The sequence below is a fragment of the Shewanella maritima genome (assembly GCF_004295345.1).
Lineage (GTDB): Bacteria > Pseudomonadota > Gammaproteobacteria > Enterobacterales > Shewanellaceae > Shewanella > Shewanella maritima.
This window is the reverse complement of record NZ_CP036200.1, coordinates 1,528,419-1,551,792: the sequence shown is the minus strand read 5'-3', so window position 1 is coordinate 1,551,792 and position 23,374 is coordinate 1,528,419. Positions and strand designations below refer to the sequence as shown.

The following is a 23,374-nucleotide window of genomic DNA, read 5'->3' as shown; positions in this document are numbered from 1 at the left end:
AGCGTTATTATGCAGATAACTCGTAATCGAATTTTGGGCTTAATTGGCCTGCTGTTTTTTATCGGCTACGCATTGAGTGTGTGGTGGAGCAATGAGCCAAAGCCATTAGAGCCAGAAATTTATGGTACGAATGACAGCGAGCATGTAATTGGTTATGCCACTACTAGCGCGTTAATTAATACCATGGACACCTTGCTTACTAAGCCTGGTGGCTGGCTTGCAAATGATGTAATGCCGCCTTCTGTGATGATGGATAACATGCCTGCGTTTGAATTTGGCGCGTTAGAACAAACTCGTGATTTGGCGCTAATAATGCGTAAAGAGTTTAGCCGTTCACAATCCCAATCTACGGCTGATCAAGACTTATTGGCCGCGCATTCTAAGCTAAATATTTCCCATACTAGCTGGTTAGTGCCAAGTGCTGAAGGTGAGTACAAAGAAGCCATTAAGCTACTAAAATTATACCGCGCAAAAATTAGCGATCCGCAAAATAGTCAGGCACAATTCTACGCTCGCGCAGACAACCTAAATGAATGGTTAAAAGAGGTACAAAAACGCCTTGGTAGTATCTCGCAACGTTTATCAGCAAGTGTGGGTCAAGACAGACTGAATACTGACTTAGCGGGCGACAGTGCCGCTAGGCAGTCAACGCCAGGTTTTGCTAGCAGCGAGATTAAAACTAGCTGGTGGAAAGTTGATGACGTATTTTATGAAAGTCGTGGCAGTGCTTGGGCATTGTTAAACTTTATGAAAGCGGTCGAAGTCGACTTTGCTGACGTGCTAGAAAAGAAAAATGCCGAAGTCAGTCTGCGACAAATTATTCGCGAGCTCGAAGCAACTCAAGAAACCGTTTGGAGCCCGATGGTATTAAATGGAAGTGGTTTTGGTCTTGTTGCAAACCACTCGCTAGTGATGGCGAATTATATATCCCGTGCAAATGCTGCGGTGATTGATCTAACTAACTTACTTTCTCAAGGATAATCATGAAGAAGTCTCTTATTGCAACCGCGCTGGTTGGCTTAATGAGTGTTTCAACTGCGCAAGCTGCCACTGTTGTTGGATTCAAAGTGGGCGGCGATTTGTGGCAAGCTGACCCTGAAGGCACCTTAAGTGGTGATGCGGGTACTCGACAAGACATTAACTATGAGTCGAACAATCGAGGCAGTTTTTGGGTTGCTGTTGAGCATCCTATCCCATTAATCCCAAACGTAAAAATCCGCGAGAATAGCATAGATAATAAAGGTGCTTTCACTGCGGATGATAAAGACTACACAGTATATAACAAGCTAAGTAATACGGATTTTGTATTGTACTATGAGCTGTTGGATAACAGCATAGTTGAGTTAGATATTGGTGCAGCCTATAAGAAGTTTCATGGTTCAGTTCGAGTTGATTACATGAATGCACCAGCCGTTGGTTTTCCTGCTACAGACGTAGATAGTGGCGTGGTAATGGGTTATGTCAATGGTCAAGCTAGCATCCCAGGTTTAGGCTTGTTCGCCTTTGCTGAGTTGATGCAAGGCGTTGATGAATCTGGCGTCCACGATTACTCTGCAGGTCTTGGCTGGGAGTTTGATGGTGTGGCGCTAGATACTCGTATCCGTGTTGGTTACCGAGAGTTTAACTTTGATGTGAATGGTTTCTCAGGCACTACCCAAGATACCAAAACCAAAGGTGCATTCGCTGGTGTTGAATTAGTTTTCTAATCGACAAGTTCGCAGCAATAAAAAAACCGCCAAATGGCGGTTTTTTTATTGTTTAATTAGCGCTTGCTAATGGCTTAGATTATTTCTCTAAACCATTGTTAACCGCAATTACGTCGTCTTCGTTTAGCGTACCTGCAGCTTGCTTAAGCGCTAAGATAGACTTGATGTAGCCGTAACGAGCTTGAGAAAGCTGACGCTTAGAATCATAAAGGTCACGAGTACGGTTCAGTACGTCAACGATAGTACGAGTACCTACTTCGAAACCTGCTTGAGTCGCTTTTAGCGCTGACTCAGAAGAAACAACTGACTGCTCATAAGCGCGGATAGAGCTGATAGAAGCAGATACGTTGTTGAAGTTATTACGAACGCTCTTCACTACACCACGGTGAGTTTGTTCTAAACGCTCACTTGCTTCAACAAAGTTGAACTGAGCTTGTTTTACTTTTGAAGATACGCGGAAACCTTCAAAGATTGGCACACTTAAGGTTAGGCCAATGTTGGTGTTGTTTGAGTCGTTACTATCAGGAGTCTGCTGGAAGTTGTTTGTGTAACCAGCATTGAAGTTTAACGACGGCATGTGACCTGCTTTGTACAGGCTAATAGTTTCGCTAGCAATGTCTTTACCAATACGCTGAGTCATCAGCTCGATGCTGTTAGTTTCTGCCATCGTCAGCCACTCTTTAGAAGTTGCTGGCGCAGGTGTCACTGCAGAGAAGCGCATAGTGTCTAGTGCGTCGATTGATTTGTGATCGATACCGGTAATTTCACGTAGTGCTTCGTAGCTGTTTGATAGATCGTTTTCAGCAAGAATTTCTTGCGCAGACGCTAAGTCATACTGAGCTTGCGCTTCGTGTACGTCAGTGATCGCAGTTAGACCAACAGCAAAACGTTGTTTGGTTTGCTCTAGTTGACGCTCAATCGCTGCCTTTTCTGCACCTTGGAATTCAAAGTTATCTTTAGCTGTTAGCACGTCAAAGTAAGCAGTGGTAACACGAATAATCAGGTTTTGCAGTTGCGATGCATACGCTGAGTCAGCTTGTGAAGCTGCTTTTTCAGCAAGACTTAAACCAACCCATGCGCTGTGATCGTATACCACTTGGTTAAGGCTTACACCGCCAGTAAAGCCGTCAGTGTCTACAGATGGGTCGTTCCATGCTTTTGCGTAACCAACGTTAGCACTGATGGTTGGCAGTAATGGAGCACGATTTTCTTCAATTTGCTCATATAAAGCATCACGTTGCGCTTGTGCCTGCAGTACTACTGGGTCACTTGTTAGCGCTTGTTGGTAGATTTGAAGTAAGTCGTCAGCTTGTGTTGCTGGTGCAGCAAAAGTGAATGCTAGTGCTGCATAAATTGAACCCATTTTGAATTTCATGTTCTGCCCTTATAGACATGCCCTGGTCAGGCTTAGTTAACTTATTTAAACAGTAATAACTGAGAGTCTGTAACCCAGATTAAATTAGAATATGTGTCATCTTAACATTCTGATCTAATCAAGGTTTTTATTACTATAAAACAGTAAAGAGATTACTATAAAATAGTAAGAAGAGTCGCATTTTCAAGTCAACTTGGAAGTGTAACAGATTTTTATTTATTCGTACCTTGATAGCATTCAAATATTACCTATTGATTATTTAGCGAGTTCACATTTTTAAGTAAAAGTGGCGTTTGAGAGTGTAAAAAATGACCGATGAATCCCTGTCTGGGCGCTTTACTGCCGAAGATGACGTAGAAATAAAATCAATCAAACCTCTATACCGAGGCTTTTTCAAGCTAGAGCAATACACATTTAGACATAAGTTATTTGCTGGTGGCTGGAGTGGCGAGGTCGTTAGAGAGGTGTTTGAACGTGGCCACGCCGTAGTTGTGCTGCCGTATGATCCCATTACTGACAAAGTAGTGTTGATTGAACAGATCCGAATACCAGCAATCACTACGACTGATAGTGTTTGGTTATATGAGTTGGTCGCAGGAATGATAGAGCCTAATGAAAGCCACCTTGACGTAGCTAAGCGTGAATTAATCGAAGAAACCGGTCTTACTGCATCAGATTGGCAATATGTGAACAGTTATTTGGCAAGCCCTGGCGGGACCACAGAGCGTTTTTATTTATACCTAGCTAAGGTTGATGCGAGTGTCGCTACAGGAGTTCACGGTCTTGAAAGTGAAGCCGAAGATATCAAAGTGCATGTTGTGTCTCGTGAGCAGGCTTATGCCATGACGCAAAATGGCGAGATAGATAATGTGTCAACAGTACTCGGCTTACAATGGTTAATGCTAAACTACCAGAAGTTGATACCAATCAGCACAAGTATGTGAGCATCCTTACTGGCTAAAATCGCTTATAACTTCGTTAAAAATTTTGAAGGTAGGGTAACTAGCTTGCTGCAATTTCTGCCTTGTTCTAAGCGATTTTTTCTGCGTAATCCCTGCTCACTTCTTTGCCCCGATTGGTATTAAAACGCATAAATAGTGATTTATGCCATGTGTGATGAGCATGTTTTTAATTAATTAGCCGAGTGTAGTGTGTCGAGTCTCAAACCGAAATACCAACCTAATGTGAGTGGTTTCCTATCCTTATGTACCCGAAATTACGGCCATATTTTGAAGTGGCTGCCTGAGCATGCCGAAGTGGAAGATTGTTGGAATGTGGTAGGGGAATTCGGCACATTGACGGTAAAACTAGTTGAAAACACTAAATATACGCAATTATTAGAGCTTTCTCGTTATTTGCCTACAAGCTACTTTTTTAAGTCGCCTTGTGCCCGAGTTCGGGTATATCATGACGCGCAATTAGCAGAAGTGTTAACTAGTCAGCAGATTTACCGCCTTAAACCAGTGTATGATTACCCGAATTTATTTATGCACCAAACTGACGAGAAGTATCAAGTTAATGCATTTCTTGAAGAGTTGCTAAAGATAGGACAGCTGCAAGTCGTTGATCCTACATAACACTTTTCTTTAATTACATTATTTAGGGACCACTGAGTGCAATCAGAAGCCAAGAATTATTCCAAGTTAAAGAATGATTCCGTTCGTCTTGTTCAAATGACGGACCCGCATCTCTTTGCTGATCCTGAATCTCAGTTACTTGGTGTTAACACTGCGCAAAGCTTTAATGCCGTGCTCGACACCTTTATCGCCAGCAACTATCAAGCTGATCTTTTGCTAGCCACTGGTGATATTAGCCAAGACTATTCGCCTGATTCTTACCAGCAATTTGCTGATTATGTTACTAAGTTAGACCTTCCTTGCCATTATCTTCCTGGTAATCATGATGACCCAAGACTGATGAACTTGCATATGCAGGGTGATCACATGTTTGGTCATCAGCGGATTATTATTGGTGAGTGGCAAATTCTAATGTTGGACTCTACTGTGCGTGGTAAGCCTGGTGGCTTTATGGCGCAAGATCAGTTTGAGTTAATTGATGGTGCGATAAAATCTGAGCCGAATAAACATACCTTATTGGTGATGCACCATAACCCAGTGCTGGTTAAGTGTAAGTGGCTAGATCAGCACTGTATGAGCAATGGTGACGTATTTTTAGAGCAAGTCGGTCAATATCCTCAGGTAAAAGGCATCTTGTGGGGACATGTGCATCAGGCATATGACAGTGAGTACCAAGGGGCTCATGGCATAGTCTCACTGATGGCAACACCATCGACTTGTATTCAGTTTAAGCCAAAGTCGCCTTATTTTGCCTTAGATGGCTTGCAACCCGGATACCGTTTGCTGGAGCTTGGTAGCGATGGTAGCATTCAGACACAAGTTTATCGTGTCGCAGGTGATCGATTCTCACCTGATAATGAAGCCAGCGGGTATTAAATAGCACAAGATAGTGCAGCGCAGTTCCCGTAGTGAGAGGATTTATGCTGCTCTATATACATGGATTTAATAGTTCCCCCCTTTCAGATAAAGCTGTAGTTACCGCCAATTATATTCGCCAGCACTATCCTGCGCTTCAATTCGAGCAACCACAATTACCCACAGAACCTAAAAAGGCCATGGCCTTATTGGTTGAATATTGTGAGCAAGCAAAAGCAAGTGCACAGCCATTGATGTTTATCGGTTCGTCATTAGGGGGCTATTTTGCCAGTTATCTTGCTGAGAAATATGGTGGAAAAGCCGTTTTGGTGAACCCCGCGGTAAAACCATTTGAATTATTTGAAGACTTTATCGGACCACAATACAATCCCTATACCGATGAGCACTATCAGGTACTGCCTGAGCACAAAGACGATGTAGCCGAGTTCAATACCGAGGTTATCCGTCATCCAGATCGATTTTTTGTTATGTTGCAAACTGGTGATGAAGTGTTAGATTATCGACAAGCACTGCATAAATATCACTGCTGCGAGATGTTATTAGAGCCGAATGGCGATCATAGCTTTGTGGGTTATGAAACACACCTTGCCAGAATTTGTCAGTTTTTAGGGCTCAGTGATCAATAAATCTCAGCTTGATAACCAAAACAACAATGTTAACGCTGCCAATAAAATGTGTGGACTATGACCAACCAATATACTTCTGATGCTATTGAAGTCCTTAATGGACTTGATCCTGTAAAACGCCGCCCTGGCATGTACACAGATACCACCAGACCAAACCACCTCGGCCAAGAGGTTATCGACAACAGTGTTGATGAAGCGTTAGCGGGGCACGCATCAAAAATCGAAGTGATCCTTCATAAAGATAACTCGTTAGAAGTGATTGATGATGGTCGTGGTATGCCAGTGGATATTCATCCAGAAGAAGGTATTCCTGGCGTAGAGCTTATTCTGACCAAACTGCATGCTGGTGGTAAATTTTCCAATAAAAACTATCAATTCTCCGGTGGCCTGCACGGTGTGGGTATCTCGGTAGTTAACGCGTTATCGACCCGTGTTGAGGTCACTGTGCGCCGTAATGCACAGGTTTATCAAATGGCGTTTGAAGATGGCTTTAAAGTCGAAGAGCTGGAAGTTGTCGGCACTTGTGGTCGCCGTAATACTGGCACACGAGTACACTTTTGGCCTGATGCCAGTTATTTTGACTCAGCTAATTTCTCATTAACCAAGCTGGTTTACCTGCTGCGTGCAAAAGCGGTGCTTTGCCCAGGGCTAAAGATTAAGTTCACCAACAAGCAAACGGGTGAAAGCCAAGAGTGGCACTATGAGAGCGGTCTACCCGATTATTTAAAAGAAGCGGTGAAAGGCTCAGAAATGCTACCTCAAGAACCGTTTATCGGTAGCTTTAAAGGTGAGCTAGAAGCCGCTGATTGGGCGATTACCTGGTTACCTGAAGGCGGTGAAAGCCTCAATGAGAGTTATGTAAACCTGATTCCAACACCGCTTGGTGGCACCCATGTTAACGGTTTCCGCCAAGGCTTACTTGAGTCGATGCGCGAATTTTGTGAATTTCGCAATCTAATGCCTCGTGGCATTAAACTATCGCCAGAAGATATCTGGGATCGCGCCGCATTTATTTTATCAATCAAGATGCAAGACCCACAGTTTGCTGGGCAAACCAAAGAAAAGCTCTCAAGCCGTCAAAGCTCAGCCTTTGTATCTGGCATCGTACGTGATGCGTTTTCACTATGGCTAAACTCCAACACTGAGCTGGCGCAGCAGCTAGCTGAGCTATGTATCAGTAATGCGCAAAAGCGCCTTAAAGCGGCTAAAAAGGTCGCGCGTAAGAAGGTCACTTCTGGGCCTGCACTGCCTGGTAAGTTGACTGACTGTAGTGGTCAGGATCCAATGCGCGGCGAACTGTTTTTAGTTGAGGGTGACTCGGCAGGCGGCAGTGCTAAGCAAGCACGTGACCGCGAGTTTCAGGCCATTATGCCGCTGCGTGGTAAAATTCTTAACACTTGGGAAGTTGACGCCGGGCAAGTGCTCGCTTCTCAAGAAGTGCACGATATTTCTGTGGCAATTGGCTGCGACCCAGATAGTGATAAAATCGACGAACTGCGTTATGGAAAAATTTGTATTCTTGCCGATGCGGACTCAGACGGACTACATATTGCGACCTTGCTATGCGCCTTGTTCCTAAAGCACTATCGCGTGCTTGTGGAAAAGGGCCATGTTTATATTGCTATGCCGCCGCTGTTTCGTATCGACATAGGTAAAGAAGTGTTTTACGCCCTTGATGAGGACGAAAAAACCGGCATTTTAGATCGCATTGTTGCTGAGAAGAAAAAAGGCAAGGTGCAGGTAACACGATTCAAAGGTCTAGGTGAGATGAACCCGCTGCAATTGCGTGAAACCACTATGGACCCAAACACGCGCCGCTTGGTGCAATTAACTATAGATGATGCTGAAGAAACGCTGGCAATTATGGATATGTTGCTCGCTAAGAAGCGTTCATCTGACAGGAAAAGTTGGTTAGAAAGTAAAGGGGATTTGGCCCAAATATAGTTGGCTAATGGCAGTATGATGACAATAAAAACCAAAAGACATCATCGTTTGCTCAACGTCTTTCGCAATGGACTGAAAGGCTTGTGTATGAGTTTTTCTGTTGCCGTCGTGGGATTGAGTGCATCGCAGCATGCGTATGCCGACTCTATGACCATCACGGTGACAAAAGGCTTTGGTATCACGCTGTTCGCATCCGATTTAGGTGATGTAAAGCAGATGGCCATCGGTGATAAAGGAACGTTGTTTGTTGGTTCTAAAAAGAAGGGCACCATTTATGCTCTTGAAGATGGCAATGGTGACGGCAAGGTCGATAAACGCTATTTAATCGCTAAAGGCATGGATTACCCAGAGGCCATCGCGTTTAAAGACGGCCACCTGTACGCCACAGAAGAAGACCGTATTGTGCGCTTTGCCAATATCGAAACGCGCCTGCGCCGTCCTGGCCGCGCTAAAGAAGTGTTTTCTAACCTACCTGAGCTCGATAAAAAGCATACCCGTGCCATGCGTTTTGGCCCAGATGGGCGTTTATATTTGTCGATTGGCGCACCCTGTAATGTGTGTGAAGCACAGGCACCATTTGGCAGTATCATTGCCATTGATTTGGACTCAGGTAACAGCGAGCAGGTCGCCGTAGGTATTCGCTCTGTAACAGGCTTTGACTGGTCTCCAGTTGATAATAAGCTGTGGTTTGCTGACTCAGGTCGCAATTGGATGGGTGATAACCTGCCACCGGATGAAATTAACCGCGTTGATACTAAAGGCAGCCACTTTGGTTTTCCCTACTTGCATGCCAAGTCGGTTGAAGAGCCTGCTTATATCAAACCAAGAAATTTGAATATTGTATTACCTGAATATGAGCTACCTGCACATGTCAGCCCAAAAGGGTTGCACTTTTACACAGGTACTCAATTCCCGCAGCGCTATCATCAGCAAATGTTTGTTGCTGAAAATGGCTCATGGAACCGCTCAAGTAAAATCGGCTATCAAATCGTGATGATGAGTGTACAAAATGGCAAGTCTAGTCGCGAAACTGTCGTGAGCTTTCTTGACGGCGAATTCCCCGTTGCTAGGCCTTTTGACATCCTAACTGCGCCAGATGGTGCCATGTACATTTCAGATGATCTGAAAGGCAATATTTACCGTTTATATTACAAAAATTCTGAACAATCACAGGAATCAGCACAATGAGTGATGCGATCGAGCTAAGCCTTGATGGCGTAGAGCAAATGCCGATTAGGCGCTTTACCGAAGAGGCTTATCTTAATTATTCGATGTACGTAATCATGGACCGCGCCTTACCGCATATTGGTGACGGTTTAAAACCCGTGCAACGACGCATTATTTACGCCATGAGCGAGCTAGGCTTATCGGCGCAATCTAAACACAAGAAATCAGCGCGTACAGTAGGTGACGTATTAGGTAAATACCATCCTCACGGTGATAATGCTTGTTACGAAGCCATGGTGTTGATGGCGCAGCCGTTTTCTTATCGTTATCCATTGGTTGATGGTCAAGGTAACTGGGGTGCCCCAGATGACCCTAAATCATTTGCTGCAATGCGTTATACCGAAGCTAGGCTGTCAAAATTTTCTGAAGTGTTACTGTCAGAGCTTGGTCAGGGTACTGTGGAGTGGGGCGTAAACTTTGACGGCACCATGAAAGAGCCGATAACGTTGCCGGCACGATTGCCCCATATTTTGCTTAATGGTATTACCGGTATTGCTGTAGGTATGGCAACGGATATCCCACCGCACAATGCCAAAGAGCTGGTCTCTGCCTGTGTTGAGCTGCTTGAAAACCCAAAAGCGGATCTCGAGCGTTTGATGGAGTTTGTGCCTGCACCTGATTATCCAACTTCTGCAGAGATAATTACCCCAAGTAAAGATATTGCCAAAATCTACGAAACTGGTCGCGGGTCGCTGAAAATGCGTGCAACCTACACCGTTGAGAATGGCGAAGTGGTGATTTCCGCACTGCCACACCAAGTGGGTTGCGGTAAAGTGCTAGAGCAGATTGCTGCGCAAATGCAGGCTAAAAAGCTGCCAATGGTGTCAGATCTGCGCGATGAGTCAGACCATGAAAACCCAGTCCGGGTTGTTATTGTACCGCGCTCAAATCGCGTCGATTGCGAGCAATTAATGGCACACTTATTCGCCACGACTGACCTGGAAAAGAGCTACCGGGTTAACTTAAATGTGCTCGGTCTCGATGGTCGCCCACAGGTCAAAGGATTAAGGACGCTGTTAACTGAGTGGTTAACGTATCGTATTGCTACGGTCACTCGCAGGCTGCAATTCCGCCTAGACAAGGTGTTAGCGCGCTTACATATTCTTGATGCGTTAATGATCGCGTTTTTGAATATCGATGAAGTGATTGAAATTATTCGTTTCCACGATGAGCCAAAAGCCGAATTGATGTCGCGCTTTAACTTATCGGAAAAACAAGCAGAAGCGATTTTAGAGCTAAAGCTGCGTCACCTTGCCAAGTTAGAAGAAGTGAAAATTCGCGCCGAGCAAGAAGAGCTTGCAGCAGAGCGTGACAAGCTGCAACTGACATTAAGTTCAGAGCGCCGCTTGAAAACACTGGTGAAGAAAGAGCTCATTAAAGACGGTGAAACCTACGGTGATGAGCGCCGCTCACCAATCGTGGAGCGCAGTGAGTCTAAAGCGCTAACTGAGCAAGAGTTAACACCTGCTGAAGCTGTGACTGTTGTGCTATCAGAAAAAGGCTGGGTGCGTTGTGCTAAAGGTCATGATGTTGATGCCGAAGGCTTAAACTATAAGTCTGGTGATAAGTATTTATGCAGTGCTAGCGGTCGCAGTAATCAACCGTCAGTATTTATTGATACATCGGGGCGGGCATTTGCTACTGATACCCATACGCTGCCATCTGCCCGTAGTCAGGGCGAGCCTATTACCACTCGCTTTAATATTGCAGCGGGCGAGACCATAAGCCATGTGTTGCTTGGCGCGGATGATCAGCGCTACCTTGTTGCATCTGATGCGGGTTATGGCTTCATCTGTGCGTATAAAGACATGGTAAGCCGTAACAAGGCGGGTAAAGCGCTGTTAAGCCTGCCAGCCAATGCGCAGTCGCTGCCACCACAGCCGTTAGCTAAGGTAGATAATCAGTCACTACTTGCTATTACCAGCGAAGGGCGGATGTTGATGTTTACCCTAGACGCTTTGCCGCAACTCTCAAAGGGTAAAGGTAATAAGATTATTGGCATTCCAAGTGAGCGTGCTAAGAACCGCGAAGAGCTGCTACTGCACATCGCGATTGTGCCGGAAAATGCCGCAGTGACCTTGTGGGCAGGTAAACGTAAGCTGACGCTGAAAGCGAGCGATTTAGAGCACTATCGGGGTGAACGTGGCCGCCGAGGCGCTAAACTGCCACGTGGCTTACAGCGAGTCGATTCAATTGAGGTTGAAACTGGCAATGCTATTGAGCCTATTGAAGGCGAGGCTACAGAGTCTTAGTGTTCAAGCTTGCACAAACAAAAATACCACCTTCGCGGTGGTATTTTTTTGTGTATTAGAGTGAGGTTTAAACCAAGCTAGGCGACTTCGTAGAAGTTAGGCTCTAAGTCTAATTGAGTTTGAATGATTTGATTTGCCATGCGCGCACATTTGCCACATTGGTTTGCTACACCTAAGCGTTTCTTTACATCCGCTAATGTCATGTCGCCCTGACTCACAGCTTCTTTGATTTGGTTATCAGTAATGGCATGGCAAAGACAAACGTACATATTGGCCTCATTTACATCTAGGTTCTAATTACCACGCTTTAGGTGGTTAAGGTTTAGCAATTGTGCAACCTCTAATGAATGATGAAATTGTAAATGAAAACTGTTCTCATTGCTAATAACTTTTTGGAACATATCGAGATAATTTGTTTTTATCTGGGTTATAGATAAACGCGATCTCGCTCAAACTATTGCTGTGATTGAGATCTAGCGAGTTAGAGTACAGGTATTCATCAGTGAAATTTAGTCGCCGCCAAAGATTAACGGATTGACTGATTTGCTGAGATTACTGGTGGTTTGATAGAGAAACCTAAGCTTATGCCTTTCCGGCTAATAGTTACGAGCAAAACGGCTTGCTGCTATAGCGACAAGTAACCGAAATGTGTGCGTTAGTAGCCTCGCTCAAATTCAACCACATAATCTAATGGCTTTTGGCTGAGCCAATTCTGATAGTTTTGGCTGAATACTTCGACAACTTGCTCTGGAAAGCTTGGCGCTGCGATATGGGGCGTGATCACCGCATTTTTACACTCCCAAATTGGGTGTTCGCTAGGTAACGGCTCCTGATTGAACACATCTAATATCGCGCGCATTTGTGGGCGTTGGTCTAACAGAACCGTCAATTCGTTTAAATCCAACACATCACCACGACCAATATTGAATAGTACAGCGTCGTGCTTCAGCTGAGTTAAAGCATGTTTATTGAGTGTGCCTGCGGTTTCGGTGGTGCTAGGTAGTACGCTCACTATTGCATCGGCTAGTGCTAGGTGCCTGTCTAGATGGGCTAAGGTATCTACACAATCAAAACCAGGTACTTGGCGCCCTTGGCGGTTTATGCCTGTGACTGTCATACCAAAGTGTTTGGCGGTAACGGCGATATGCTTGGCAATTGAGCCTGTACCCAACAGCAGCAGATTTTGCCCTTGCAGTGACTTAAAGCTTGTAGGCAGCCACAGTTTTTGCTGCTGTTGTAGCTGGTATAAGTCGTGTTGACGCTGGTGAGCAAGTAAGTAACCAAACACATACTCACTCATGAGTGGGCCGAATATACCTTTTACATTGGTGAGTTGATAGTCTTTGCGCTGGCGTTTGCCCATGAGTTTATCGACACCCGCAAATGTCGACTGCATCCATCTTAGCTCATTGGCATGTCCTAACAGTGGCAGGGCGAGTGCTGGTTCAGCAAACCAAATATTGGCTTCCAATATGCTGTTAGGCGAGTCACCTAAAATAGTGAGCTCGGGTAAGTTACAACTTTCTATAAGCTGACGATATTGCTCATTCTCGCGAGTCAGTAATAGTAATTTGTTGCTCATAGGCCAGCCACTTTTAGTCAGTACATAACATAAGTATAAGAAATCATAAGGATTATACTGACCTTTTGTTGCTAAATAAGGCAAAAAAGTACAATTCGCTAGATTTACAACTATCGGTGGCGATTTCAGCTAACGCGTGTTACTCGAACCAGTGGGGTAATTGGTCTTCGTGATGATGAAAATGCGATGCTTGCCCATCGTCAGTCTGCATAACTAATGAGTCAACTACAGCTTGGGCCTTATCAGGGTAATTACTGAAAATGCCATCGACGCCAAAATGATGCAGGGCGCGAATGTCATCGGCTTCATCTACCGTGTACACAAATACTTTTACGCCGCGTTGGTGGGCATCTTCAATCATTGCTTGGTTGACAAAATTGATAGAAAGATTGATTGAGTAGGCATTTAAGTCACTGGCAGCTTGAGCAAGATTAAGCGGCACACCATCAACTAACGGTGCAACATACGCTTGTCCATATTCACTTTTGAGTGTTGCCAAATAGTGGTGGTTAAACGATGACACTAGGACTTGCCGGTAGGTAAAATTTAACTCATCGAATATGCGGGGGTACAAGTCCATGAACGGCGCAATAGAGAAACAGCCTTTGAGCTCAATATTAACCATACAGCGACCATTAATTAATTCTAGCACTTGCCACAGGGTAGGGATTGGCTCGCCAAGAATATGTAACTGAGCAAGCTCAGCTTTGGTTGCTAAATGGATTGGGCCAAAGCCGTCAGATTTATTTTCTAGTCTACGGTCGTGGAACACATATAGCTCACCTTCGACGTTATGCACGTCAATTTCGATGGCAGTCACACTGAGGTCTAATGCCATTTGCATTGCTGCAAGCGTGTTTTCCGCTTGGTAGCCGCTAGCGCCGCGGTGAGCAAAAACCAACATGATAATTCCTTCTAAACTTTAATTAGGCTTGATGCTTCGCGCCCTTGATTATTACTCAAATGAATTTCCATTTGTGGGTAAGCCAACTCAACTTGGTTCTCCTTCAGTTTTTTGCTTATCTGCTTGTGAAGGCTGTGCCGTAGCGGCCAACGTGCATCCATGTCTTTAGCGTAAGAGCGCACTTCATAATCTTGGGTATGCTGACCAAAACCTGCAAACCAAACTTCTGGTTCAGGTATGGTGAGTGAAAGCTCACATTCGCGTACGGCTTGATGCAGCAGCATCTCAACTTTAGTTGGGTCTGCATCTCTAGCCACTGCCACTTTAATAATCACACGGGTTATTGGATCTGACAGCGACCAGTTTACTAACTGCTCAGTGATAAACGCCTTGTTTGGCACAATGATTTCTTTACGATCCCAGTCGACAATGGTGGTGGCACGAATTTCAATTTTGGTCACTGTACCTGTGAGGTTTCTAATGGTGACGGTATCACCAATACGAATCGGTTTCTCAAATAAGATAATCAAGCCCGAGATGAAGTTGGCAAAGATTTCCTGCAATCCAAAACCCAAACCAACAGACAGTGCTGCAATCAACCATTGCAATTTTGACCATTCAAGCCCAAGGCTAGAAAAGCCAATGATCAAGCCTAAAAAGATAACGATATAGCTACTGACAGTCGTTATAGCAAAGCCCGTACCTGGTGACAGGTCTAGACGCTGCAAAATGGTTAACTCAAGCAGGCCGGGCAGGTTCTTGGCTATCATCAATGAAAAACCAGCCAACACCATACCAACTAGTAAAGATTTTAAGGTGATTGGCACTTGCTGTTCGATGCCGTTGACACTAGAGCTGGTACTCCACAATGTAATGCCATCTAAGAACGATAACAGCGCGGTATGAGTGTGTGATAGTAGGGCGATAAGACAAGCAATAAACGCCAGTGTTAATAGTGAACGCACCAGGCGAATCGATTGACTAGCAATAGTATCGAGGTCTATTACCGGTTCTTCATAGTTTTCAATCGGTTCGTTATTGTCTTCACCTCGTTCACGCTGAGCAAGCTGTTCAGCGCGCTTAGCTTTCGCACGGTCAAATGCAATTAAGCGTTGTTCGATGAGCATCCAACGTTTGATTAGTTGGTATAACAACAAAAAGCTTAAACCCAGCACAATAGAAACTTGTAATTGTATGAGTAATTGCACGGAGGTGAAGTAGTAGCCAATCGCTGCCAAGAATCCACTCACCACAGGCACGCTGATAATAAATAGCCACAACAGCTTTTGTAGTAAGCGCATGTTTTGCTTGCGTGGGTGATTTTCAAGGTTGGAGCCTGCAAACAAGAACACGCTCTTATAGAAGTCAAATAAGATGACGCATAGAACAATAAATGCGCCGCGGCCAAGGCTAGTGCGCACAAATGAGGTGTCTAGCATTTCGGTGAAGCCAACGAGTCCCATCAAGGGCGTGGTTAACAGGGCGAAATGCAGCACCTTACGTTGCATTGCTAATATTGCTTCACTTGGTCGTCTGAAGTGTTTTATCAGCACACCATTTTCAGCCGATAGCAGGTAGATAAATCGAAATATAAAGTAGTTAATACCAATCGCGAGTAGGCCAAAACCCAGAGCGTAGACAAAGTTATGTTTCGAGCTGTAAAGAATGGCGCCAGCAATTAATACAGGTAGCGGCTTAATTGCAGCATAGGCAAAGGTCGCCACTAAGGTTTTAATGGTGTATTTGAATTTGTCTTGCGACACGTTGCCTACATAGCCTGTGTACCTTAAGTTGAGGCGATTAAACTTAGGTGTGAGCATGTCTTGTGCCATTAGGCTCAAAATCAGTAGTATCACCCAAGATGCCCACAGGTAATTATGCTGCTGCCAGGCTTGCTTAAGCTGTTGCCATTGTTCTGCTTGCGTTAGCCATTCAATACTCTTAACAACATTTGTGAGCCAAATTGTGCCAACACTTGGAGCATTCGGTACCCAAAATAGGTGCTCATTGAGCGTGGTTTTTAAGGTGTTATGTACCTGGTTAAGTTGCTCATAGGCAACACGTAGTTTGGCTAACTCATTAAGATATTGCTCGTTGGCCTTGTTTAGTTGTCCAAGCAGTGATTGCTGCGCTTGTAACAATTGCCATTGCTCATCGCCGTATTTTGACTGCTCTAGTAATCGATTTTCTAAAGTGATTTGAGCTTGTTCAAACTGATAACGTTGCAGCCTTGCGTCGGCCATGTGATTTTGTAGCTGCGCTAGATTGGGTGGCTTAGGCAGTGATTGCAAAATTGCTAAGAAGCGTTCGCCAAATGCTGCATTGGTTTTTACCCAGGTGACTTGCTCTTTTACATTACTTAATTGCAATGATTGTGACTGATAACGCTTCTCTATGAGTTCTTGTTCAGATATCGCACTATTAATATCTTTGGCTAATTGCTTAAGCTGCAGAGCATAATCTTGATTGGTGCTATTTAGTGCTTGAGATACCGCATCTTGATAGTAAGAGCGCCCTAAATTACTGGCAATGGCTAAGTCGGTTTCGGTTTGACGCTTAATGCTGATCGCCTGATTTAACTCTTCAATCAAGGCCTCTTGCTGCTTAAGCGAAGCTCGAAGCAACTGCTGATTCAGTTGGTTTAGCTTAATCTGAACTGGGTTGGCTTTAAGCTGCGCTTGCAGTGTATCTAGGTGCTGAGTGAGTAAATTAGCCTGTAGTTGGTACTTTTCACCCAGTGGTGTGTCATTAGGCGCCTGAGGCGCTCGTAGGTGTTGTGATAGGGAGTTTTGAGCTTCTGCTACTAATTCAGGAAGCTGTTTGCGCTCTTGCTGCAGCCTTTGGTAGCGCTTGCTGACATCAAGCTCGCTTTGTTTAAGCTCTGATAACAAGGCATATGCCATTGACGATTGTTGCTCAAGGTCGACATTGGCGGCAATTTTCAGCTTTTGTTTACTTGCGGCGATTTGTTGCGCTAGCCGGGTTTGGGCTTGCTCTGCGTCGCTAATAATTGCCTTGTATGCTTGTTGCTCATCAAGCTCACGTTGGATTTCCTGCTGGATAAGAGCAATTTTAGTTTGGATATTATCTTCTTGAGCTGGCGATGTTGCGGGCAAACCGAGGCGGTTGTTAAGTGGCAACGGCGTGTTGGCATTTAACTCAAAAACGAGAGAAAAAAATAGGATGCAAACGCAAATAATACGAGTAAGTAGTGGCATAGTAAAAAGCCCAAGTCATCATGGGCTTATGGTAGCCAAAAATCTATGATTTTGCCTTATTTTTTTGCTTATGTTGCAAGGTTTCAAACACGGCTGTAGCAACAATGATACTGCCACCGATAAAGGTGTTGAGTGATACATCTTCGCCCAAAATGATAAAAGCAAAGAGTGCACCGTAACAGGGTTGTAAACAAGACACTAAACTGACCGTTTTAGCCTGCAGTTGTCTTAGCGCTTGAGCGAACAATGCATGGGGCGCTGCGGTGAAAAATACCCCTAACACTAGCAACATGATCCAAGTAGTGTTACCCACTTCATCAAAGCTTACTTGTTGCCACGGTAGTAGCAAGCAGGCCGCAATTAAGGTTTGGTAAAACATAGCCTTAGGGCCGCCGTATTCGGAAAAATACTGCTTATGCATGATATTGCGCGCGGTAAATAAGGCTGCCGATAACACGCCAACCAATACACCTAAGGTAACATCATTGTCTAGGCTTGCTTCTGGGATTAGCAAGCTGACACCAATTAAAACAGCAATGCTAGAAATCACATCTACAACTTGCAGTTTTTGCTTGGTAAAAAAGGGTTCGGCTAACACTGTCATGACAGGGTAGGTGTAAAAAGCGATCATGCCGATGGCGACAGTTGATAGCTGCATAGCGGCAAAGTAAGTCACCCAGTGGCTGCAAACCAGCGCGCTTAAGACGATCGCGACAACATAGTCTTTGCGGCTGTTAAGTTTTAATGACTGCTTAGAAAGCTTGACTAGTACCGCGAGTGCAAATGCCGCGACTACGCAGCGAAATAAGGTTATATCGACCGCAGATAATGGAACGATTTTGGAAAATAGCGCTGTTCCCCGAACATGAGAACAGCGATATGAAGTTCAATTAAGCCGCCATATTGGCGAGAATGAGGCATAAGCTTTACTGCTTAGTTTTGTAAATTAGTTCAGCTCTGCAAACGGTTGACCCATGCGAGTTGTCTCACCTGGCTCAACGCCATCAACAAACTCATCAATGGCATCTTTGCCCCAAAGCATGACAACAGTGCTACCTAGTTTAAAGCGGCCCATTTCGGCGCCTTTTTCAAGTGTAAGTGCATCAGCGCCGCTTGTAGGGTAGTCCCAACTAAACACTTGCTTGCCACCTGGTGGAGTTACTGTGCCTGCCCAAATAGTTTCGATGCTAGCAACAATCGTAGCGCCAACCAGCACCATTGCCATTGGACCAATTTCGGTTTCAAAAATAGCAACGACGCGCTCGTTACGGGCAAAGAGTCCTGGGACGTTTTGCGCGGTTAACGGATTTACTGAGAATAGATCTCCAGGGACATAAGTCATTTTCGACAGAGTGCCAGTAATTGGCATATGAATACGGTGGTAATCTTTAGGCGCAAGATAAATAGTGGCAAAATCACCGTCTTCAAATCGCTTAGCATCTTGTTCATCACCGCCTAATAGCGCAAGTGAGGTATAAGAGTGACCCTTAGCTTGGAAGATATTGCCATCTTCAATTGGACCTAACTGACTGACTGCACCATCAACTGGGTGAGCCATGATTTTTGCGTCCTCAGCAATTGGGCGCAAGCCAGGCTTAAGTGCACGAGTGAAGAAGTCATTAAAAGTTTTGTATGCTTGCGGCTCACTTTGAGCGGCTTCAGACATGTCGATTTTATATTGCTTGATAAACCACTTAATACCCGCAGTGGTAATTGAGCCTAGCTCTGCGGCTGCAAACTTACCGACTAAACGCGATAGAAAATGTTTAGGCATAATGTATTGCAAAGCAATTTTTAATGAGTCCAATGTCTGTTCCTATTATTCGACGAGTTGGTTAAATTTTGCGTATATCATACCTAAGTCGGCGTAATATACATCCTGTCAGTTGTAAATTTGTATAAATCTAATCGTCTAGTGTACGAAAGTGTCGGGCGTGACGCTGCTCGTCGAGACTGGCGATAATACGTTGATAATTGTTAAAACGGTCCTGGGTGATATGGCCGTCTTTTAACGCTGCTTGAATGGCGCACCCAGGGTCGTCACCGTGTTTGCAGTCTCTGAACTTGCAAGTGCCAAGAAACTCGCGAAATTCTATAAAGCACCAGCCGACACGCTCAGCAGGCAAGTGCCATAGGGCAAATTCACGTACGCCTGGCGAGTCGATTAAGTCGCCGCCGCTTTTAAAGTGCAACAATTTCGCCGTTGTGGTGGTGTGTTGGCCAAGGCCTGAGTTGTCTGACACATCACCTACTAGCAATTCGGCATCTGGCATCAGAGCGTTTATAAGCGAAGACTTTCCAACACCTGATTGCCCCGCGAAAATGCTGACTTTATCGCTAAGGAGCGCTTTTAACTCTTCGATGCCTTCACCTGTATGGCTACTGACTTGATAAACTTGATAGCCAATGGCGCGATATCTATCGAGTGCTTGGTCGACCTCTGTGCGGTTGTCATCGTCAAGTAAATCTATTTTATTGAGTACGATGACTGGCGCGATATCGGTATCTTCACAAGCCACTAAATAGCGATCGATAATTTGTGTGGTAAAGCTTGGTAGCACCGAAGAGACAATCAAAATCTGGTCGATATTCGCTGCAATGATTTTTACACCGTCATAAAGATCGGGTCTGGTTAATGAAGATGTACGTGGATGTACAGCCTCGATTACGCCGCCAATACCCGAGCCTGATTGCACTTCTGTTGCTAGTCGCACGACAACTTTGTCACCAGTGACTAAACTGTTAATGTTGCGACGAATGTTGCAACGTGTGGTAATACCGTCTGGCGTTTCAATATCGGCGTGTTGCCCAAAGCGTGATATAACGGTGCCAGACTGCTCAGGACCTAGCAGGTTATCTTGAAGTTCAGGGGTGTCGGCTTTGGCTGCTTTTCGCGATAAACGTTTACTTTGGTTATCGCGCATGCGTCTTAATTGGCCTTTGCTTAGTGGTTTCTTTTTACTCACAGACGTATCTTCATTAATATAAGGTGTTTTTTTGTGTTTCAAAAACACAGTATGATACACCCTCTTTAATAAAAAAGCCTGAATTTAGGGCAACAGACGAATATAAGGCATATTAATGGCTGCGAATGCGAACAACTTGATTTGGGTCGATTTAGAAATGACAGGTTTGGAGCCTGCAGTTGACCGTATTATTGAAATTGCCACCTTAGTGACAGATCAAGATTTGAATATTATCGCTCAAGGGCCTGTACTAGCGATTCATCAGTCCGATGAAGTGTTAGATGCAATGGATGACTGGAATCAAAAGCATCATGGTGAATCTGGCTTGATTGACCGAGTTAAAGTCAGTGATGTGACTGAGCAAGAGGCCATTCGCCAAACCATCGCATTCCTACAAGATTATGTCCCACAAGGTAAATCACCTATGTGTGGTAACAGCATTGGCCAAGATCGCCGTTTTTTAAACAAATACATGCCAGAGCTAGAAGACTACTTCCACTACCGCAACATCGACGTCAGCACCATTAAAGAGCTAGTTCGTCGCTGGCAGCCTGAAACCATGAATGGTTTTAGCAAGAAAAATACCCACCAAGCTCTCGAAGACATCAAAGAGTCCATTGCTGAATTACAGTTTTATCGCGAGAAAGTATTTAATATTTAATCAATCGCGCTGAAATTGAAAAAAAGGACTTGCAGTAGGCTGAATATTACATATAATTCGGCCTCGTCTTTTGGGAATGCACTTGCGCAGTACCTATAAAAAGATGAATGGAATGCGACATTAGCTCAGTTGGTCTTGAGGTGGATAATCTAAACCTTGCCCAAGTGAATAATAGAAGCAAAGATAAGCGACATTAGCTCAGTTGGTAGAGCGAAACCTTGCCAAGGTTTAGGTCATCGGTTCGAACCCGATATGTCGCTCCAAATCTTCTTAGATTTGAAACTCTTTTCAGTAGAGTATAAACATTGATATGCGACATTAGCTCAGTTGGTAGAGCGAAACCTTGCCAAGGTTTAGGTCATCGGTTCGAACCCGATATGTCGCTCCAAATTCTCCTTGAATTTGGCACAATTTGAAATGCGACATTAACTCAGTTGGTCTTGAGGTGGAAAATCGAAACCTTGCCCAAGTGAATAATTGAAGCAAAAAAACGCGACATTAGCTCAGTTGGTAGAGCGAAACCTTGCCAAGGTTTAGGTCATCGGTTCGAACCCGATATGTCGCTCCAAATTCTCCTTGAATTTGGCACAATTTGAAATGTGACATTGACTCAGTTGGTCTTGAGGTGGAAAATCGAAACCTTGCCCAAGTGAATAATTGAAGCAAAAAAACGCGACATTAGCTCAGTTGGTCTTGAGGTGGAAAATCGAAACCTTGCCCAAGTGAATAATTGAAGCAAAAAAACGCGACATTAGCTCAGTTGGTCTTGAGGTGGAAAATCGAAACCTTGCCCAAGTGAATAATTGAAGCAAAAAAACGCGACATTAGCTCAGTTGGTAGAGCGAAACCTTGCCAAGGTTTAGGTCATCGGTTCGAACCCGATATGTCGCTCCAAACTCTTTTCAATAGAGTCTAAACATTGAAGCTCAGATTATGCGACATTAGCTCAGTTGGTCTTGAGGTGGAAAATCGAAACCTTGCCCAAGTGAATAATAGAAGCAAAGATAAGCGACATTAGCTCAGTTGGTAGAGCGAAACCTTGCCAAGGTTTAGGTCATCGGTTCGAACCCGATATGTCGCTCCAAATTCCCCCCCCAGAAACTTCACTACGCCGGACATCAGGCATGTAGGTAATCGGTTCGAATCTCTCTTCACGAAAGCATAGGTCGTTCCAACTTTTCTTCACGTGAGCTTTATCTCGCATATCTCTCTAGTAAAAGCAGTATTGGTTTTGAGCTGTATTTATGTATCCTTTTTTCGCTTCATATCTCCTTAGCGTGACTGCCATAGTCTTTCACTTAAAAGTTTGATGTTGTTCAAATAAACTTCACTGAATTTCGACAATAATTAGCTAACGCCTATTTATAATTGAGCCTTGGAGTGAATTATGCGCATCCAGCAATTAAGTGAACTTTTAGAATACGTAGCAAATTGCCGCCTTAGTATGGGTAAGCTATACGGTCGATTGCATCGAAACGCCGACTCGTCACGAGTGAAGCTGATGCTTGAGTACTTTCAGCAACACGAGCAGCATATTCATGACACCTTAATCAGTTATATTGAAGATGCACCGAGCCGAATTCTAGACACTTGGTATAAAGACATAGTGTTCGAAGATTTTGTAAAACGTTGCGTGACAACATCGCTGCCGGCCAACATGACTGAAGATCAAGTGCTTGAGTTACATTTGGACTTAGAAAATCGATTGATTGAGCTGGTTGAAAAAACTGCTAACAGCAGTGCGACAGATGAAGTGAAAAGCGCATTGCTTGATATTGTGCGCGTCGCTAAAACGCAGCAAAAGCGCCTAGTGCATAGCACTATTCGCATGGATGACATTTAATCATTAGCCTCAAGACGTTTTAAGAACAAAGCCAGCGCCTAATGCTGGCTTTTTTGTGAGTTTTTTACACGCTAGCTATGTCAGCATGACTAGAGTTTCTGGTATATTCTGCGGTTCGAATTTATTTAATAATCATCAGCATTAGTAAGCGGTATCTATGACTCAATTTGTGACCTTGTTAGAAGACGAAGCAGCAACTGTGGCTTTAGGTAAACAGATGGCTGGTGCAATGACGCCGCCACTTACGGTTTACCTTAATGGTGACCTTGGTGCAGGTAAGACGACCTTTAGCCGCGGGGTTATTCAGCACTTAGGTCATCAAGGTGCGGTCAAAAGTCCAACTTATGCCCTGGTAGAGTCCTATGAAATTAAGGGTATCGATGTCTTTCACTTTGACTTGTACCGCGTAGCCGATCCTGAAGAGCTTGAGTTTATGGGGATCCGTGACTACTTCACGCCAAACAGTATCTGTTTGGTTGAGTGGCCAGAAAATGGTTGTGGGTTAATCGCAGAGGCTGACTTACAAATTTATATCAGTTATAAAGGTGAACAAAGGCAAATTAGTATCGAGGCTACAACCGAGCTCGGGCAAAAATTGGTAAGCAAATTAAAATAAT

General features: G+C 44.4%; 19 protein-coding genes, 5 tRNA genes and 1 pseudogene. 17 read left to right on the top strand and 8 right to left on the bottom strand.

What is annotated here, in order from left to right; translation table 11 throughout:
• The first annotated feature begins 9 nt into the window (after nt 1-9).
• Both EXU30_RS06675 and EXU30_RS06670 read left to right on the top strand, forming a co-directional pair.
• A complete protein-coding gene (locus EXU30_RS06675) occupies nt 10-981 on the top strand; it encodes a DUF2333 family protein (protein ID WP_130598520.1) in 972 nt (323 codons plus the stop codon).
• A gap of 2 nt (nt 982-983) precedes the next feature.
• Nucleotides 984-1,706 carry a TIGR04219 family outer membrane beta-barrel protein gene (locus tag EXU30_RS06670; RefSeq protein WP_130598518.1) on the top strand — a complete coding sequence of 241 codons (723 nt, stop codon included), beginning with the start codon at nt 984-986 and terminating at the stop codon, nt 1,704-1,706.
• A gap of 79 nt (nt 1,707-1,785) precedes the next feature.
• Here EXU30_RS06670 and tolC read toward each other — a convergent pair whose 3' ends face one another.
• Nucleotides 1,786-3,081 carry an outer membrane channel protein TolC gene (gene tolC, locus EXU30_RS06665; protein WP_130598516.1) on the bottom strand — a complete coding sequence of 432 codons (1,296 nt, stop codon included), beginning with the start codon at nt 3,079-3,081 and terminating at the stop codon, nt 1,786-1,788.
• Between the two features lie 308 nt (nt 3,082-3,389).
• Here tolC and nudF point away from each other — a divergent pair, with 308 nt between their 5' ends.
• The 7 genes from nudF to parC all read left to right on the top strand — a co-directional run bounded on the left by nudF (nt 3,390) and on the right by parC (nt 11,583).
• On the top strand, nt 3,390-4,025 hold the full coding sequence (gene nudF, locus EXU30_RS06660; RefSeq protein WP_130598514.1) for an ADP-ribose diphosphatase: 636 nt from the start codon (nt 3,390-3,392) through the stop codon (nt 4,023-4,025).
• 207 nt (nt 4,026-4,232) lie between these two features.
• Entirely contained in the window at nt 4,233-4,658 is a 426-nt protein-coding gene (locus tag EXU30_RS06655; RefSeq protein ID WP_130598512.1) for a DUF1249 domain-containing protein, read from the top strand.
• Between the two features lie 36 nt (nt 4,659-4,694).
• Nucleotides 4,695-5,534, top strand: a complete 840-nt coding sequence (gene cpdA, locus EXU30_RS06650; protein WP_130598510.1) for a 3',5'-cyclic-AMP phosphodiesterase — start codon at nt 4,695-4,697, stop codon at nt 5,532-5,534.
• A gap of 44 nt (nt 5,535-5,578) precedes the next feature.
• The gene (locus EXU30_RS06645) at nt 5,579-6,160 is read left to right on the top strand and encodes a YqiA/YcfP family alpha/beta fold hydrolase (RefSeq protein ID WP_130598508.1); all 582 of its coding nucleotides are present in this window, start codon (nt 5,579-5,581) and stop codon (nt 6,158-6,160) included.
• A gap of 57 nt (nt 6,161-6,217) precedes the next feature.
• Complete coding sequence (gene parE, locus EXU30_RS06640; RefSeq protein WP_130598506.1) at nt 6,218-8,104, top strand: DNA topoisomerase IV subunit B; 1,887 nt, start codon at nt 6,218-6,220, stop codon at nt 8,102-8,104.
• A gap of 87 nt (nt 8,105-8,191) precedes the next feature.
• Nucleotides 8,192-9,292 (top strand): PQQ-dependent sugar dehydrogenase, encoded by a 1,101-nt coding sequence (locus EXU30_RS06635; RefSeq protein WP_242620333.1) that lies wholly within the window; start codon nt 8,192-8,194, stop codon nt 9,290-9,292.
• On the top strand, nt 9,289-11,583 hold the full coding sequence (gene parC, locus EXU30_RS06630) for a DNA topoisomerase IV subunit A (protein ID WP_130598502.1): 2,295 nt from the start codon (nt 9,289-9,291) through the stop codon (nt 11,581-11,583). The genes EXU30_RS06635 and parC overlap by 4 nt, the downstream gene beginning before the upstream one ends.
• 77 nt (nt 11,584-11,660) lie before the next feature.
• Here the strand turns inward: parC and EXU30_RS06625 are convergent, their stop codons facing one another.
• The 7 genes and pseudogenes from EXU30_RS06625 to rsgA form a co-directional block, all read right to left on the bottom strand.
• Nucleotides 11,661-11,852: a bacterioferritin-associated ferredoxin gene (locus tag EXU30_RS06625; RefSeq protein ID WP_130598500.1), complete on the bottom strand. Its 192-nt coding sequence runs from the start codon at nt 11,850-11,852 to the stop codon at nt 11,661-11,663.
• Between the two features lie 386 nt (nt 11,853-12,238).
• A complete protein-coding gene (locus EXU30_RS06620; protein ID WP_130598498.1) occupies nt 12,239-13,165 on the bottom strand; it encodes a D-2-hydroxyacid dehydrogenase in 927 nt (308 codons plus the stop codon).
• 139 nt (nt 13,166-13,304) lie between these two features.
• Nucleotides 13,305-14,069: a glycerophosphodiester phosphodiesterase gene (locus EXU30_RS06615; RefSeq protein WP_130598496.1), complete on the bottom strand. Its 765-nt coding sequence runs from the start codon at nt 14,067-14,069 to the stop codon at nt 13,305-13,307.
• Nucleotides 14,070-14,080: 11 nt separating this feature from the next.
• Entirely contained in the window at nt 14,081-17,287 is a 3,207-nt protein-coding gene (locus EXU30_RS06610) for a mechanosensitive ion channel domain-containing protein (protein WP_130598494.1), read from the bottom strand.
• Between the two features lie 43 nt (nt 17,288-17,330).
• Nucleotides 17,331-18,208: pseudogene (locus EXU30_RS06605) on the bottom strand (DMT family transporter).
• A gap of 25 nt (nt 18,209-18,233) precedes the next feature.
• The gene (asd, locus tag EXU30_RS06600; protein WP_130598492.1) at nt 18,234-19,094 is read right to left on the bottom strand and encodes an archaetidylserine decarboxylase; all 861 of its coding nucleotides are present in this window, start codon (nt 19,092-19,094) and stop codon (nt 18,234-18,236) included.
• A 97-nt stretch (nt 19,095-19,191) separates the two neighbouring features.
• Nucleotides 19,192-20,253 carry a small ribosomal subunit biogenesis GTPase RsgA gene (gene rsgA / locus EXU30_RS06595; protein WP_130598490.1) on the bottom strand — a complete coding sequence of 354 codons (1,062 nt, stop codon included), beginning with the start codon at nt 20,251-20,253 and terminating at the stop codon, nt 19,192-19,194.
• A 115-nt stretch (nt 20,254-20,368) separates the two neighbouring features.
• Between rsgA and orn the strand changes: the two genes are divergently transcribed.
• From orn to tsaE, 8 genes are all read left to right on the top strand, one after another.
• Nucleotides 20,369-20,914, top strand: a complete 546-nt coding sequence (orn, locus tag EXU30_RS06590) for an oligoribonuclease (protein WP_130598488.1) — start codon at nt 20,369-20,371, stop codon at nt 20,912-20,914.
• 187 nt (nt 20,915-21,101) lie between these two features.
• Nucleotides 21,102-21,177: transfer RNA gene (locus EXU30_RS06585), tRNA-Gly, on the top strand.
• Between the two features lie 49 nt (nt 21,178-21,226).
• Nucleotides 21,227-21,302: transfer RNA gene (locus tag EXU30_RS06580), tRNA-Gly, on the top strand.
• A 104-nt stretch (nt 21,303-21,406) separates the two neighbouring features.
• Nucleotides 21,407-21,482 (top strand) — tRNA-Gly (locus EXU30_RS06575).
• Between the two features lie 250 nt (nt 21,483-21,732).
• Nucleotides 21,733-21,808: transfer RNA gene (locus EXU30_RS06570), tRNA-Gly, on the top strand.
• Nucleotides 21,809-21,922: 114 nt separating this feature from the next.
• Nucleotides 21,923-21,998 (top strand) — tRNA-Gly (locus tag EXU30_RS06565).
• A gap of 303 nt (nt 21,999-22,301) precedes the next feature.
• Nucleotides 22,302-22,757, top strand: a complete 456-nt coding sequence (locus EXU30_RS06560) for a ferritin family protein (protein WP_130598486.1) — start codon at nt 22,302-22,304, stop codon at nt 22,755-22,757.
• A 157-nt stretch (nt 22,758-22,914) separates the two neighbouring features.
• Nucleotides 22,915-23,373 carry a tRNA (adenosine(37)-N6)-threonylcarbamoyltransferase complex ATPase subunit type 1 TsaE gene (gene tsaE, locus EXU30_RS06555; protein WP_130598484.1) on the top strand — a complete coding sequence of 153 codons (459 nt, stop codon included), beginning with the start codon at nt 22,915-22,917 and terminating at the stop codon, nt 23,371-23,373.
• The last annotated feature ends 1 nt before the right edge of the window (nt 23,374 follow it).

Excerpts from the sequence above, each read along its gene's own strand:
- EXU30_RS06675 (WP_130598520.1), top strand. The coding sequence starts at position 10 with ATGCAGATAACTCGTAATCGAATTTTGGGCTTAATTGGCCTGCTGTTT.
- EXU30_RS06670 (WP_130598518.1), top strand. The coding sequence starts at position 984 with ATGAAGAAGTCTCTTATTGCAACCGCGCTGGTTGGCTTAATGAGTGTT.
- tolC (WP_130598516.1), bottom strand. The coding sequence starts at position 3,081 with ATGAAATTCAAAATGGGTTCAATTTATGCAGCACTAGCATTCACTTTT.
- nudF (WP_130598514.1), top strand. The coding sequence starts at position 3,390 with ATGACCGATGAATCCCTGTCTGGGCGCTTTACTGCCGAAGATGACGTA.
- EXU30_RS06645 (WP_130598508.1), top strand. The coding sequence starts at position 5,579 with ATGCTGCTCTATATACATGGATTTAATAGTTCCCCCCTTTCAGATAAA.
- parE (WP_130598506.1), top strand. The coding sequence starts at position 6,218 with ATGACCAACCAATATACTTCTGATGCTATTGAAGTCCTTAATGGACTT.
- EXU30_RS06635 (WP_242620333.1), top strand. The coding sequence starts at position 8,192 with ATGAGTTTTTCTGTTGCCGTCGTGGGATTGAGTGCATCGCAGCATGCG.
- parC (WP_130598502.1), top strand. The coding sequence starts at position 9,289 with ATGAGTGATGCGATCGAGCTAAGCCTTGATGGCGTAGAGCAAATGCCG.
- EXU30_RS06625 (WP_130598500.1), bottom strand. The coding sequence starts at position 11,852 with ATGTACGTTTGTCTTTGCCATGCCATTACTGATAACCAAATCAAAGAA.
- EXU30_RS06620 (WP_130598498.1), bottom strand. The coding sequence starts at position 13,165 with ATGAGCAACAAATTACTATTACTGACTCGCGAGAATGAGCAATATCGT.
- EXU30_RS06615 (WP_130598496.1), bottom strand. The coding sequence starts at position 14,069 with ATGTTGGTTTTTGCTCACCGCGGCGCTAGCGGCTACCAAGCGGAAAAC.
- EXU30_RS06610 (WP_130598494.1), bottom strand. The coding sequence starts at position 17,287 with ATGCCACTACTTACTCGTATTATTTGCGTTTGCATCCTATTTTTTTCT.
- orn (WP_130598488.1), top strand. The coding sequence starts at position 20,369 with ATGGCTGCGAATGCGAACAACTTGATTTGGGTCGATTTAGAAATGACA.
- EXU30_RS06560 (WP_130598486.1), top strand. The coding sequence starts at position 22,302 with ATGCGCATCCAGCAATTAAGTGAACTTTTAGAATACGTAGCAAATTGC.
- tsaE (WP_130598484.1), top strand. The coding sequence starts at position 22,915 with ATGACTCAATTTGTGACCTTGTTAGAAGACGAAGCAGCAACTGTGGCT.